This is a genomic window from Candidatus Methanoliparum sp. LAM-1 (assembly GCF_020885915.1).
GTDB lineage: Archaea > Halobacteriota > Methanoliparia > Methanoliparales > Methanoliparaceae > Methanoliparum > Methanoliparum thermophilum.
Genome location: NZ_AP025251.1, coordinates 681,184 through 693,844, shown reverse-complemented (window position 1 = coordinate 693,844; position 12,661 = coordinate 681,184). Strand labels below are relative to the sequence as shown.

The 12,661-nt window shown below is 34.5% G+C and carries 16 protein-coding genes and 1 tRNA gene; 11 read left to right on the top strand and 6 right to left on the bottom strand.

Features of this window, described 5'->3' with window-relative positions; translation table 11 throughout:
• The first annotated feature begins 52 nt into the window (after nucleotides 1-52).
• Together hisA and hisB are read left to right on the top strand one after the other, a co-directional pair.
• The gene (hisA, locus tag LPC15_RS03820) at nucleotides 53-775 is read left to right on the top strand and encodes a 1-(5-phosphoribosyl)-5-[(5-phosphoribosylamino)methylideneamino]imidazole-4-carboxamide isomerase (protein WP_229234056.1); all 723 of its coding nucleotides are present in this window, start codon (nucleotides 53-55) and stop codon (nucleotides 773-775) included.
• A 33-nt stretch (nucleotides 776-808) separates the two neighbouring features.
• Nucleotides 809-1,381: an imidazoleglycerol-phosphate dehydratase HisB gene (hisB, locus tag LPC15_RS03815; protein ID WP_420709498.1), complete on the top strand. Its 573-nt coding sequence runs from the start codon at nucleotides 809-811 to the stop codon at nucleotides 1,379-1,381.
• 127 nt (nucleotides 1,382-1,508) lie between these two features.
• On the opposite strand, the gene LPC15_RS03810 is transcribed toward hisB, so the two are convergent.
• Together LPC15_RS03810 and LPC15_RS03805 are read right to left on the bottom strand one after the other, a co-directional pair.
• A complete protein-coding gene (locus LPC15_RS03810) occupies nucleotides 1,509-2,615 on the bottom strand; it encodes a radical SAM protein (protein ID WP_229234054.1) in 1,107 nt (368 codons plus the stop codon).
• Nucleotides 2,616-2,675: 60 nt separating this feature from the next.
• The gene (locus tag LPC15_RS03805) at nucleotides 2,676-3,371 is read right to left on the bottom strand and encodes a HisA/HisF-related TIM barrel protein (RefSeq protein ID WP_229234053.1); all 696 of its coding nucleotides are present in this window, start codon (nucleotides 3,369-3,371) and stop codon (nucleotides 2,676-2,678) included.
• Between the two features lie 169 nt (nucleotides 3,372-3,540).
• On the opposite strand from LPC15_RS03805, the gene LPC15_RS03800 reads away from it, so the two are divergent.
• From LPC15_RS03800 to LPC15_RS03790, 3 genes are all read left to right on the top strand, one after another.
• Complete coding sequence (locus tag LPC15_RS03800) at nucleotides 3,541-4,245, top strand: (5-formylfuran-3-yl)methyl phosphate synthase (RefSeq protein WP_229234052.1); 705 nt, start codon at nucleotides 3,541-3,543, stop codon at nucleotides 4,243-4,245.
• Entirely contained in the window at nucleotides 4,238-5,674 is a 1,437-nt protein-coding gene (gene guaB / locus LPC15_RS03795) for an IMP dehydrogenase (RefSeq protein WP_229234051.1), read from the top strand. Before LPC15_RS03800 ends, guaB begins: the two co-directional genes overlap by 8 nt.
• A gap of 24 nt (nucleotides 5,675-5,698) precedes the next feature.
• Nucleotides 5,699-5,771: transfer RNA gene (locus LPC15_RS03790), tRNA-Ala, on the top strand.
• A gap of 97 nt (nucleotides 5,772-5,868) precedes the next feature.
• On the opposite strand, the gene nikR is transcribed toward LPC15_RS03790, so the two are convergent.
• Nucleotides 5,869-6,282 carry a nickel-responsive transcriptional regulator NikR gene (gene nikR / locus LPC15_RS03785; protein WP_229234050.1) on the bottom strand — a complete coding sequence of 138 codons (414 nt, stop codon included), beginning with the start codon at nucleotides 6,280-6,282 and terminating at the stop codon, nucleotides 5,869-5,871.
• Nucleotides 6,283-6,412: 130 nt separating this feature from the next.
• Here nikR and purE point away from each other — a divergent pair, with 130 nt between their 5' ends.
• The 6 genes from purE to LPC15_RS03755 all read left to right on the top strand — a co-directional run bounded on the left by purE (nucleotide 6,413) and on the right by LPC15_RS03755 (nucleotide 10,329).
• Nucleotides 6,413-6,799, top strand: coding sequence for a 5-(carboxyamino)imidazole ribonucleotide mutase (gene purE / locus LPC15_RS03780; RefSeq protein WP_229234049.1), 387 nt, complete (start codon nucleotides 6,413-6,415; stop codon nucleotides 6,797-6,799).
• A 13-nt stretch (nucleotides 6,800-6,812) separates the two neighbouring features.
• Nucleotides 6,813-7,637: a mechanosensitive ion channel family protein gene (locus tag LPC15_RS03775; protein ID WP_229234048.1), complete on the top strand. Its 825-nt coding sequence runs from the start codon at nucleotides 6,813-6,815 to the stop codon at nucleotides 7,635-7,637.
• 54 nt (nucleotides 7,638-7,691) lie between these two features.
• Nucleotides 7,692-7,931 carry a DUF2116 family Zn-ribbon domain-containing protein gene (locus LPC15_RS03770; RefSeq protein ID WP_229234047.1) on the top strand — a complete coding sequence of 80 codons (240 nt, stop codon included), beginning with the start codon at nucleotides 7,692-7,694 and terminating at the stop codon, nucleotides 7,929-7,931.
• Between the two features lie 313 nt (nucleotides 7,932-8,244).
• The gene (locus LPC15_RS03765; RefSeq protein WP_229234046.1) at nucleotides 8,245-8,775 is read left to right on the top strand and encodes a (Fe-S)-binding protein; all 531 of its coding nucleotides are present in this window, start codon (nucleotides 8,245-8,247) and stop codon (nucleotides 8,773-8,775) included.
• A gap of 10 nt (nucleotides 8,776-8,785) precedes the next feature.
• A complete protein-coding gene (locus tag LPC15_RS03760) occupies nucleotides 8,786-9,976 on the top strand; it encodes a hypothetical protein (RefSeq protein WP_229234045.1) in 1,191 nt (396 codons plus the stop codon).
• Nucleotides 9,973-10,329 carry a molybdopterin dinucleotide binding domain-containing protein gene (locus LPC15_RS03755; protein WP_229234044.1) on the top strand — a complete coding sequence of 119 codons (357 nt, stop codon included), beginning with the start codon at nucleotides 9,973-9,975 and terminating at the stop codon, nucleotides 10,327-10,329. Before LPC15_RS03760 ends, LPC15_RS03755 begins: the two co-directional genes overlap by 4 nt.
• A gap of 277 nt (nucleotides 10,330-10,606) precedes the next feature.
• Here the strand turns inward: LPC15_RS03755 and LPC15_RS03750 are convergent, their stop codons facing one another.
• The 3 genes from LPC15_RS03750 to LPC15_RS03740 form a co-directional block, all read right to left on the bottom strand.
• On the bottom strand, nucleotides 10,607-11,038 hold the full coding sequence (locus LPC15_RS03750; protein ID WP_229234043.1) for a hypothetical protein: 432 nt from the start codon (nucleotides 11,036-11,038) through the stop codon (nucleotides 10,607-10,609).
• Between the two features lie 305 nt (nucleotides 11,039-11,343).
• Nucleotides 11,344-12,252: a hypothetical protein gene (locus LPC15_RS03745; RefSeq protein ID WP_229234042.1), complete on the bottom strand. Its 909-nt coding sequence runs from the start codon at nucleotides 12,250-12,252 to the stop codon at nucleotides 11,344-11,346.
• 255 nt (nucleotides 12,253-12,507) lie between these two features.
• The gene (locus LPC15_RS03740) at nucleotides 12,508-12,651 is read right to left on the bottom strand and encodes a hypothetical protein (RefSeq protein ID WP_229234041.1); all 144 of its coding nucleotides are present in this window, start codon (nucleotides 12,649-12,651) and stop codon (nucleotides 12,508-12,510) included.
• Nucleotides 12,652-12,661 lie beyond the last annotated feature (10 nt).

Below are 12,661 nucleotides of genomic sequence, written 5' to 3'. Positions count from 1 at the left end.
TGGTGCTGTATAATATGTTTAAATACTATAATAAAGATAATTTATTTTAAAGATGTTCAAGATAATACCTGCAATCGATCTGAAAGATGGTAAATGTGTCCAGCTTATAGGAGGAGACCCTTCAAAAGAAATCATCAGTATAGAAGATCCTATAAGTATTGCAAAGATGTGGATAGAAAAAGGGGCAAAGATGCTTCATATAGTAGATCTAGACGGGGCATTAAAAGGTAATATAAAAAATTTTGAGATAATAAAAAGAATTTCAACCTTTCCGATACGAATTCAAGCAGGTGGAGGAATACGATCCATAGAAAACGTATCAAATATGTTAAAATATGTAGATAGAGTGATAATAGGTACGTTAGCGATCAGAAATCCATCTATTACTAAAACTCTTGTAGAAAAGTTTGGAGAAGATAGAATCGTTATCTCTTTAGATAGCAAAGATGGAAAAGTCATGATGGAAGGATGGCAATCAAAGAGTAGATTGGGACCGGATATGTTTGTGAAACAATTTGAAGATATAGGCATCCGCAGATTTTTTTATACAAACATTAATATGGAAGGTAGGATGAGCGGCATCGATATCAAACCTATAAAAAAGATTTTAGAGAGTATAAAAAATAAAGACACATCTCTGATTGTTTCAGGAGGGATCTCAAGTATAGAGGACGTATCTTCTCTTAAAAAACTTGGTATAGAGGGCGTAATAATTGGATCTGCCTTATATAAAGGGGTTGTAAGATTAGAAGATCTGCTAAAATTAGAAGAGTAACGAATAAGTATGATAAAGATGGAAAGAGTAATAATGAGAGAATCAAAAGTTACAAGAAAGACGAGAGAGACGGATATCGAGATATCTATTATCATAGAAGGTTCTGGAGTTATAGATATAGATACAGGTATCGGCTTTTTCGATCATATCCTCTCTTCCTTTGCAAAACATGGATTCTTCGATCTGATGATAAAAGCAAAAGGCGATTTAGAAGTGGATGATCATCATTTGATCGAGGACACTGGTATCTTGCTTGGTCAGGCAATTAAAAAAGCACTCGGTGATAAAAGAGGGATAAATAGGTTTGGATATGCAAAAATACCCATGGATGAATCTATAGCAGAAGTAGCACTCGATATAGATGATAGAGGTTTTTGTAAATATCAGGTAAAGTTTATCCGTGAGATGATAGGCAGTATGTCAACCGATATGATTAAACATTTTTTTGAAAGTTTCTCCAGAAATTCTGGAATAACGATTCATATCACTGCAGATGGAGAGAATGATCATCATAAAGCAGAGGCAATTTTTAAATCTTTTGGAATAGCTTTATCTAAAGCAGTAGAGATGGATACGAGAATTGATGGATACAGAAGCACAAAATGATAATAACCGGATTTTTAGGTAATTTTCGAGCAATTTTAATAGCTTCAGCCGATATGTCAACTCCTGTAACCTCCACTAAATCTCATTAAGATATATGGAGGATTAAACAATAAAGCGAGATAAACAGTTAAGCAAGATATTCGAGTTTATGCTCATGTACGGACTCATCTATGCTTAAACCTTCGTCTATTAACGATAAAACTCTGCCTTTCTCGTCCGGAAATTTATACCCTTCATAATTCCTTGAAAATAATGGCTTTCCGTCTTTTTTCATCCAAAAATTCATCATATGATCGAAACAAAGCCTTCCTTCGAAGTTTAAATTTTTAACCAGTATTTTAAGCTCTTTTAAATACTCGTGTGGTGTTAAAAGCTCAAACTCTCCGTTAATCATCTCTTCATAAAGCGGCGTCAATGGGTTTGGAGTATAAGGCCTGGATCTTACATAATCCGGGTTTATCTCGTTTATTACCCGTGCAGTATTTTCTGCGTGCTGCCTTGATAATTTTTTTCCGCCTAATCCTGGCATTATATACTCTGACAGCTCGATTTTTGCCTTTTTAGCTTTTTTTCCGCCTATTATATGATCATCAGCGGTTGCTCCTTTATTAACATATTTTAAAACATCATCATCCCCGCTCTCGAGACCTACATGCAATCTATCCAATCCGGCGTTCTTTAACATTATAAGATCGTTTAAACTCTTTCTTGATAAAGTGCTAGATCTTGCATAGGAAGTAATTCGTTCTACTTGTGGAAAATGTTTTTTAATATATTTCAAGATCGTTACAAGGTCTTTGGAACTCATAACCAAACTGTTAGCATCTTGTAGAAATACTGTTTTTTCTCCCGAACACATCCAGTTATAGACGTTTATAATAGATTGAATGTTTTTATATTCGGTATCATCCAGTTCATCAAAGAATTTCCCATATAAGAATAATGGATCTATTATATGGCTAACCCAGTCCATACTTCCAAACCTTGCTGCTAATCTTTTTATAACGTCTTCGATATTTTTTATCGATTGTATATCTTTTATAATCTCTTCTAAGCCTCTTTTCCTGAATTTTTCCCTTCCGTATGGAGTACCATAACAGAATTTACATTTAGACCATGGACAGTTACATGTTACTCTTATCAATAGAGAATGACTTCCACCTTCTGATGGTGGTCTTATGGGACCTATCTCAAATTTGTATTTTTTTAATTCTTCTACCTCTAAATCTTCCATTGTTCTCTCCTTTTCCTTTACTCGATAAATAACATCAATCTTACCTATTTTGTTTATTTTCTATTGTAAAAGATTTAAAGGTATATTCTTTTTATGGATTGCGGTAGATATCAACGCACCATCTATACCAATATCTTTTAATGCCTCTATATCGTCTAATCCTCTAATTCCTCCGCCATATATCAATCTATGGTTGGATACGGATCGCATTATTTCTAAAGGTGCTATATTTATTCCTGTCTCTGTTCCAACTCTATCCAAAAATAAGATAATTATGCCATTTATCTCATATCCATCCAGATATTGCAAAAAACATTTTGGATCGTCTGGAAACATTTTATCTTTTTTTAATAACTTGTTATTCTTTATATCAAGGCTTATTATATCATCTTTAAGAAATCTATCTTTTAAGATGAGATCCATGTTGGCTGTCTCCGTTCCTATAACAAGGTTTTTTAGGTAATGGTGCCCTATATCAAGATCTGAGATATCTCTTATCCCAATATCAGCAATTAATTTCCATTTTTTTGCAATATCTCCTATAATCGAGAGGTTATCACCTATTCCGATGATTCTGTCTAGATCTGCAATATATACCTCTCTTGGATTTATGGTTTTTAAAACATCTAACGGATCTTGGCTTGATACAATCATGCTGTATTTATCTATCGGTTTATATCTTGATCTATCTCCTTTGATTCCATGAACGACTACTCCATTTAATATATCCATGACAAAGATCAGATCGAACGGCAAGAATAATCACCATAACTCTATAGCAAATATTAGAAACATTTATCTATCTTATTATTTATCTATTTTATTATATATTTATTTTGTTATTAATCAAGGTTTGCCCAAAAGCTATAAATACAAGCTCTTTTAATCCCTTTTATTACTAAATAATAAAATTAAGGTGATTAAGATGAGACTTCTTGTCAGTCCACGGGATATTGATGAAGCAAAATCTGCAATGGAGGGAGGGGCAGATATTATAGATGTAAAAAATCCGAAAGAGGGATCTTTAGGGGCTAATTTTCCATGGATCATAAAAGAGATAAGAAAGATCGTTCCAAAAGATATACCATTAAGTGCCGCTATCGGTGATTTTTGTTTTAAGCCTGGTACTGCATCACTGGCAGCCTTGGGTGCTGCTACCTGTGGAGCTGACTATATCAAGACTGGGCTTTATGGCATAAAATCTAAAGATGAAGCTATAGAGATGGTTTATAGTGTAAGCCGGTCTATAAAGGATTATGATCATGATAAAAAGGTGGTTATAGCAGCTTATTCTGATTTTGAACGAATTGGATCTGTCTCTCCTATGTTGCTTCCAAAAATTTGTATGGGTTACGATGTTGATGTCGTTATGATCGATACAGCTATAAAAGACGGTAGATCCACTCTGGAGTTTATGACGATCGATAGTATTAAAGCGTTTATAAAAGATTCGCATTCAAGTGGGTTCGAGGTTGCTATTGCAGGATCGCTTAATATGGACGATATCGAAAAATTAATTTTGTTAAATCCTGATATAATTGGTGTACGGGGGATCGTGTGCGGTGGAGATAGAACTGCAAACATAGACAAGAATCTTGTAAGATTATTGAAAAATATAGTATATGTTTAAGGAAAAATTAAATGGGATGGAGGGATTGACGTTCAATGACGTATTGATCCTACCAGCTCGTTCTGAGGTCGAACCAAACCAGATAAGTTTGAATACAAGGTTTTCTAAGAATATATCATTGAATATACCCATCGTTAGCAGCCCTATGGATACGGTTACGGAGTTTAAGATGGCTATATCCATGGCAAGGAGTGGTGGAATCGGGATCCTGCATAGAAATATGTCTATAGAAAAACAGGTGAAAATGGTTTATGCTATCAAGAGATCGGATGAATTTATCATAAGAAAGACGATAACCGCATCACCCGATGATTCTGTATCACATATCTTAAGCCTGATGAGATCAGAAAACGTAAGTGGTATTCCCATACTTAAAGACAATAAATTGCTGGGTATTGTCAGTACAAGAGATATAAGAGGCATATCTGGATCTAAACTTGCATCAGAAGTCATGACGAAAGATGTTATAGCTGCAAAAGAGAATGTTACTGTTGATGAAGCATTTAAAAAGATGTATGATTCTAAAATAGAGAGACTACCCATTATCAACGATAAAAACGAGTTTATTGGAATGGTCACAATGCACAATATAATGGAGAGAGAGAAGTATACCGACGCGGTAAGAGATATCGAGGGTAGACTTCTTGTTGGCGCTGCTATTGGTCCTTATGATTTAGAGCGGGCAAAAAAATTGGATGCAGAGAGCGTAGATATAATCGTTATAGATTGTGCTCATGCCCATAATATGAATGTTATAAAGAGTGCTAAAAATATTAAGGATAATATAAGTGCAGATCTGGTAGTCGGAAATATAGCCACAGCAGAGGCTGCAGAAGATTTGGTAGATTTTGCAGATGGGTTAAGAGTAGGAATAGGTCCTGGATCTATATGTACTACCAGAATTGTCACTGGTGTGGGTGTTCCACAATTGACAGCTATTGCGACTGTTTCAGATCTTGCAAAGAGGTATAATGTGCCTGTAATAGCGGACGGTGGTATAAGATTCTCTGGTGATATTGCCAAAGCGATAGCAGCAGGGGCAGATACTGTTATGCTTGGCAACCTTCTAGCAGGAACTAAAGAGTCTCCGGGAAGGGAAGTAACTATCAAGGGAAGGCTTTATAAGAGTTATAGAGGTATGGGATCGTTAGGTGTGATGGGCGGAACGGATAGATATTCTCAAGTAGGACAAACAAAATTTGTACCAGAGGGTGTTGAAGGAGTAGTTCCATTTAAAGGGTCTGTAGAAGATGTTTTGTTCCAACTAACAGGAGGACTTAAATCGGCTATGGGTTATGTAGGTGCAAAAGATATAGAGAGTATGCAACGGAAGGCAAGGTTCATGAAGATTACGAATAATAGCATCCTCGAGAGTCATCCTCATGATATCCTGATAACGGATGAGGCACCAAACTATCCGTTATACTAATTTAATATATATTTAAACTACTATGGGCCGGTAGATCAGCTGGAAGATCGCCACCTTGGCATGGTGGAGGCCTCGGGTTCAAATCCCGACCGGTCCATCTTTCAATAACAACGATATTGCCATCTCTGCTTGTAATTAGACTTGATATACTTATAAAAGTTATGAGATATCTTATTAGAATTTTTAAGTAAATATTATTTGTTTTTGGCTGCAATAGTAATTAATTTGACCTGTTCCACTCCTTTTTGAGCCATTATATCTTCAGTCATCTTTTTTATTCTTTTTCCATCGCCTTTTGTAATAATTATTTCTATGCAGAGATCTTTGTCTATATGTATATGTATCGACGAGTTGATAATGTCTATATACCTATGTTGGATTGTTATCAATTCTTCTGAGAGACCTTGCCTATGGTGATCGTACAATGAAGATATGATACCTATTCGCTCACCCTCTATATTACTCATCCATTCATAATGTAGTATATAGTTTCTTATTGCATCACGTATTCCTTCCGATCTGGATGAATAACCCCTTTGCTCTATTATTTTATCAAATTTGTTTAGTAGATCCAATGGAATGGATACACCAATTCTTGTCAAGTCCATATTATGTTTTAAAATAACTTGCAAATATTAAAAGGTTGTTAAATCATTAGTATGCTTATCGGCATTTATTTATATAACATCCTTCTTCTAAAGAAAATAAAAGAATAAAAATTGAAAAAAGGTATATGTTATGGATATTGCTATTATTGCAGGATCAGAATCCGATAGAAAGATTGTAGAAAAAGTATTGAGTATATTGGATAGAGAGCATGTTAGTTACGAATTTAAAGTGATCTCTGCGCATAGAGATCCAGATTTATTGGACGAATATATTAAAAATTCTGATGCAAAGATTTTTATAGCGATAGCAGGGCTTTCGGCTGCACTGCCTGGTATAATAGCATCTAAGACAGATAAACCAGTCATCGGGGTTCCAGTGGAGGGAAAACTCTTAGGATTGGATTCACTCTTCTCTATGGTTCAGATGCCTCGTGGAGTTCCAGTAGCTGTTGTAGGGATTGATAACGGTGAAAATGCTGCATATTTAGCAATACGAATACTTAAATTAGTTAAATAATTGAGCTTAAATTATGAATGAGACAGTTTATCTGATTGTTAAAATCCTAATAACAATCCTTATAACTTTTGTAATCGGATCCATAGTCAACAGAATACTTCGTATTGGTTTTAAAGATATCAGTACGAGGATAAAAGTTGATGAGACGAGATATACCATTATCAGAAGGTTAACAGTCGTTTTTATCTATTTTATAGGCTGTACTGTAATCATAAACATGATTCCACAGTTAGACTTGGCTGCAAAATCTTTATTGGCAGCAAGCGGGGTTGTAGGTATTATACTAGCTCTTGCTGCACAGGCTACTGTCTCAAACGTTATTTCAGGCATCTCTATTGCAATATCCCAGCCGTTTAGGGTTGGTGATATCGTAGATATAGACGATATCTATGGTACTATCGAGGATATAACTCTCAGGCATACCATAATAAAAACATGGCAGAATAAACGGGTGATAATACCAAATTCTATCATAGGGAATAAGACGATAAACAATTGGTCGTTAAAAGAACTACCTGTATATTGGTATGTTGATTTTGGTATCTCTTATGATTCAGATATAGATCTTGCAAGATCAATTATTTTGGAGGAAATGAGAAAGGATGAGAATATAGTATTCAATGACGAGGTAAGTGTGAAGCTAATAGACTTTAAAGATTTTTCAATAATCTTAAGAGCGTCGTTTTGGGTACCAAGTAGAAGATATGCCTGGGATGCCTCATGTAAGTTAAGAGAGACCGTTAAAAAGAGATTTGATGAGGAAGGTATAGAGATACCGTTCCCTTACAGAACGATTATCTTTAAAAAAGATCTTGAAAGAAAGATAAAAAATCAATAAGAATTATTTTTAATATTTTGAATTATGCAAGAATAATTCTATAAAAAGTATTATATGGTATCTATAAGATCGAAGGTTATTAATAGTATTAAAAAGGATGGATCAGTTATGGTAAAGGTTACACCTCACAAGCATTGTATAGTATGTGGAAAAGCAGTAGAACCAGAAGAGGTTTTTTGTTCAGAAGAATGTAAACAGAAGTATGAGTCAGCAAGAAAGAGGCAGTGGATTCCTTTCGTGATATTCTTTGTTTTGATGATCATACTTATAGCGTATTCCTTTATGGCCGTCTGATCATTTGTTTGCCTCCTCGCCGAAGCTTTTCATCTGATTGCTTATAACATAATCAGCTTAAATCTCCACAATCTCTTTAGATCTTCCAGTTAGGCTTATTCCACCATTTTCTGTGATTACATACGTATTTTCAAACTCAACCATCCCAACATCTTTAATTGCTCGTTTTGGTTGGTCATATTGCTCTTTAATGGATTATTAAATCTTTTGGCTAATACAGGATATTCGTCGATCACCAATCCTATTCCATGACCAAGAAAGAATTACCCTATTTAACTCTGATGGAAGAAGAGGCAATATCATATATGCTTATTTGAGAGACGAAACATTTATTTGTAATACTTATGATATCTCTTACGTGGCAAAAAACAATAAATTAAGCCCGATGGAGATATACAAGCTTCTACCACAGACCAATTGTAAGGAGTGTGGAGAGGAGACATGCATGGCATTTGCTTTCAAACTCTTAAATAAAGGGACCACTTTGGATAAATGTACTCCCTTATACGAAGAAGAGTACAAGGAAGAACGAAAAGAATTAGAAAAAATATTAAAGCCGATAATGGAAGCAGATGTAACCGAAACAGGGCTTGTAATACACGAAGATCTTTGTTTTGGATGTGGAAACTGTGTTGTTGCCTGTCCTGTAAATGTGGCGGAAGATCCAAAAGGTTGTGCCATTGGCAAAGGTGCATCATCAGATAAAGTTATATTGAAGGTAGAGAACGGTAAGGTCAAAGCGCAAAACATAGAAAGATGCAGAAGGTTTGGAGAGCATAAAATTCTATGCAACGCCTGTATCACGCCTTGTCCTACAAAGGCTATAGAGTTTCCTGGGGGTTAGGTGATTTAAAATGATTTGTTTAGGCTGTTCCTGTTTATGTGACGATTTGGAGTTTAAAAACGAAGAGAATAAAATTACGGTAGGTAATGCCTGTTTAAAAGGTTTCAAACGAATAGACGCTTTTAATAAGAATAGGTTAATTTCATCCATAAATAAAAAGGAGGCAAGTATAGATGACGCAATTAACAAAACGATAGAAATATTAAAGAATTCAAAAAAATCTGCCATATTTGGATTGGAGAATTCTGTATTAGAAGCACAGAACGAATCGATCAAATTGGGTGAAAAGACTGGCTCGATCATAGATAATTTTTCATCTGTTTATGGCGGGTATCTCATAAATAGATTTTTGGATGGTAGTGTAAATACCTGTACTTTAGACGATGTGAGGGATAATTGTGACGTCTCTATCTATTGGGGTTGCGATCCGATGAGTACACATCCGCGATTAATGAGCAAATTTTCTTATTATCCCAGAGGGAAGAACCGGCAGAGAGGATGGGAAGAGGATAGATACACCATAGCTATAGATGCAAGAAAATCTTTGACGGCTAACATCACTAAAAAATTTATCAAAGTAAGTCCGGGTCGTGATTTTGAGTTATTTAAAGCATTTAAAGACGTTTTATCTGGAAAACTACCAAAGATTGGGGATAAAAAATTATTGATGAATGTTGGTACGTCTATAAAAAAGGCTAAATATGGTGTAGTATTTGTTGGTGATGGTTTAGATTATTCCATGGGATATATGAACGATTTTATAGATTTGATAAATGATATCGGCTTCAAATTACAGCCTGTTATGGATTGTATCGGATTTAACAAACTTTTGTTTGAGCGGTTTCGATATATAAACAGCATAGATCTAGAAGATAAGAGCTATGCCAAAGATAACAGCATATTCAATCTTTTGAAAGGCGACGATATAGATAGTATTCTGATTGTAGAGTCGGATATTGCATCGTATCTTCCTCATAAAATTGCAAAAAAATTGAAGGATATTAATTCTATATATATAGGCCCACATAGTAATTTAACAGCTTATCTATCCAGAATAAATATTCCATCGTCTATTTCAGGGGTAGAATCAGGGGGTAATGCATATAGAATGGATCTAAAAGAAGAAACAGCTGAAAAAGTAATCGATTCGGAATTTTTATCACAGTATGAGATATTAAGCAGGATTGGTGAGGGATTATGAGTGATAACGATCTTATAATTATATCTTATGAAGATAGAAACGTTTTTAAACAAGATAGCCCGTTTGATAACTCTTATATCGAAAAGATGGCTATAATCGAGTTAACAGAAGAAGATATGAATAAGAATGATATTAAAGATGATGAAAACATTCTGGTTTATAATGATAACGGAGAAGTCGTAGTAAAAGCAAAAAAAATGGAAGAGGGTGATGTTGGAATTGCAAGCATGCCTAAAGGACCATGGTTTTCCGTTCTTTTACCAAATAATATAGAAGATTTTTACAAGCATATAAATGCCAAGATCAAAAAAACTGAAGATCCAATAACGACGATAGAGTTTATATTCGATTAAAACCGATTAAGTTCTATTTATATTGCTTACACACTTATTTTTTATAGAAAAGCCTACAGGATGGCTGTCTCCTGTAAAGTAGATTATCAATTTTGAACTTCTTAAGCTTTGAATCTGTTTGATTAAATCTTTTCTCATATTGATTATTATCTCCTTTCTTATTAATGAAACTTTCGCATAACGGTTCCAGCGTAAAAGAAGTTCCTCCGAAGGGCGAATCTTTTATGCTGTGTTATATGAAGTTCCGAACCCTTATTCTGTGCCTGTTCTATTTCCATTACAACTCCTTCTCAAAACTATCAAAATCCTTAACAGGAGCAACAAATTTCGAATCTCTTATAAGTTCAAATCTCTTTTTGGCACTTCTTATCTTAATTTTTTCTTCAGGCTTCAATTCATAAATATTATTAGTCCCTTTGGTTTCAACCACAAAGTAAACTTTTTCGGAAGTTACACCATCCTGAACTTTTTCTATCACAATCGCCCAATCAGGTGTGTAGTTCCCTGCAGGTGTTTCTATTGCATACCAATCAGGTAGTTTTATAAATAACTTTATCCGGGAGTCTTTATCAAGTGCCTTAGCAAACTCTTCTTCTATATCTGATTCCTTAATTATTCCATCATAAATTGATTTCTGTACTTTTAGTACATACTTGCCATAACTTGCTACTTCCTCCCTTAAAAGACCAACATCATAACTTTCTTCCAAATTAATATATTTGATACCCTCAACTTCAAGTGATTTTTTACACTCTTTAATAACTTCTATGACTTTTTCTGCATATTTTTGAGGATTTATTCCTTTTCCTTCACTTGAGCTGAAAGTTCCTTTATAGCTATTGGGTTTGTCTTTCGGTCATTAAAACTTACATTGTAAGTGCCAGGAACTATATCGTTAGAGAATAGAAAACTATATTTTGCAGATAGGATACACATATTCTGCTTTAGTGAGTCCCGCATTTAGGTTCTTATCCCATATCTTCCTATTTCCGCATGGAACTATACAAAGTGTTTTCATGTTTCCAACTTCACTATGCTATTTTCTATCTCAATCCTACCTTTAATACAAAATTCTCTTGCTTCACATCTATTAGAGACTGGACAATAGCCTGTTATCTTATTTCGGTATGAACAACCATACTTAGATAAATGCCAAAGTGGTTCATCCACATCTAAAGCAATCATAGGTCTGTTCTTAACGCTCAACCCTTTTACACTTTCAAACCAGGCTTTTCTTATATATTCAAACATTTTATTCGATCTGATTTCTATACTTCCTCTCACAACTCCAGTAGTTAATGTTGCTCTTGCTACGTGGATATCCACGGGGATAGGAACCTTCTCTAAATTTCTTAATTGTGTTATGCCTACATTGTCCCTAAGCATCCTCAACCACAATGGCCCTATTTTAGAACCACGCAGGTATGGATAATCTGGTACTAATCTTCCGTTATACAAGTGAGTATCTTTTCTTAGGCGCTCCAAAATAAGAGGCGAATCCCAGTTGCAGTTTTTAAGAAAGTTACGTGGATCACCTTCCCACTTCGTATAAAAAGTAACGCCAACCGTTCGCCAAATATTAGCATCTTTTTGAGGTTTCTTTGACAGTTTATATTTTTGCATATCATCAACAATTTTTCTGAATGGAGTTTCATGTAATAATTTTGGATCGAATAAATACCTCGTTTCTGGATTATCAAATGTTTTTCTCGAACTCTCCCATAACGATAGGGCATCCCTTTGATAGTCAATAGAAACCGTGAGTGTTATAAAAAGTATATGATCAAGAGAGCCTCTTACTACACTATTGGGCGTTATATCTTCTGGCATATCAGTTCTTCCATGAATACCCATAGTAGAGAAAGAATTATAGAGGAGTTCCGCAACTTTCTTTCCTCTTTGATTATCAATTACAATTGACATATTCTATACTCTCCTACGCATTTCGCACAACGGTTTGCGGATAAAAGAAGTTGCCGAAGGTAATTTGGACGAACGAAGTGAGCCTTTTATCCGCTTTTTGTATGACTCAAAGGGCGTGATTTCCAGTTTTCAAACCTTAAATCTTCGATTATGTCTTGAAAATATTTTTGGCATTTTTACCACCAGATTAAGGATTTAATAAGTTTATAATCTAATTTTTTTAAGTTTTTCTTTTTTTGCATCTCTTATTAAATTTTAATTTTCTTCTATTGTTTCATCAATTACTAGTTCTTTTATTCTTTTTATCAGCTTTTTCTCTTCTATTATTCCTTCGTCTTCTATCATTTTTAAGATTATTACTTCTATTAAATTCTCTATCTCTTTATCATATTCATCCATTATTAAAATC

What these genes read in the sequence shown, in the direction of transcription:
- hisA (WP_229234056.1), top strand. Translation starts at nt 53, where the DNA reads ATGTTCAAGATAATACCTGCAATCGATCTGAAAGATGGTAAATGTGTC.
- hisB (WP_420709498.1), top strand. Translation starts at nt 809, where the DNA reads ATGAGAGAATCAAAAGTTACAAGAAAGACGAGAGAGACGGATATCGAG.
- LPC15_RS03810 (WP_229234054.1), bottom strand. Translation starts at nt 2,615, where the DNA reads ATGGAAGATTTAGAGGTAGAAGAATTAAAAAAATACAAATTTGAGATA.
- LPC15_RS03800 (WP_229234052.1), top strand. Translation starts at nt 3,541, where the DNA reads ATGAGACTTCTTGTCAGTCCACGGGATATTGATGAAGCAAAATCTGCA.
- guaB (WP_229234051.1), top strand. Translation starts at nt 4,238, where the DNA reads ATGTTTAAGGAAAAATTAAATGGGATGGAGGGATTGACGTTCAATGAC.
- nikR (WP_229234050.1), bottom strand. Translation starts at nt 6,282, where the DNA reads ATGGACTTGACAAGAATTGGTGTATCCATTCCATTGGATCTACTAAAC.
- purE (WP_229234049.1), top strand. Translation starts at nt 6,413, where the DNA reads ATGGATATTGCTATTATTGCAGGATCAGAATCCGATAGAAAGATTGTA.
- LPC15_RS03775 (WP_229234048.1), top strand. Translation starts at nt 6,813, where the DNA reads ATGAATGAGACAGTTTATCTGATTGTTAAAATCCTAATAACAATCCTT.
- LPC15_RS03770 (WP_229234047.1), top strand. Translation starts at nt 7,692, where the DNA reads ATGGTATCTATAAGATCGAAGGTTATTAATAGTATTAAAAAGGATGGA.
- LPC15_RS03760 (WP_229234045.1), top strand. Translation starts at nt 8,786, where the DNA reads ATGATTTGTTTAGGCTGTTCCTGTTTATGTGACGATTTGGAGTTTAAA.
- LPC15_RS03755 (WP_229234044.1), top strand. Translation starts at nt 9,973, where the DNA reads ATGAGTGATAACGATCTTATAATTATATCTTATGAAGATAGAAACGTT.
- LPC15_RS03745 (WP_229234042.1), bottom strand. Translation starts at nt 12,252, where the DNA reads ATGTCAATTGTAATTGATAATCAAAGAGGAAAGAAAGTTGCGGAACTC.
- LPC15_RS03740 (WP_229234041.1), bottom strand. Translation starts at nt 12,651, where the DNA reads ATGGATGAATATGATAAAGAGATAGAGAATTTAATAGAAGTAATAATC.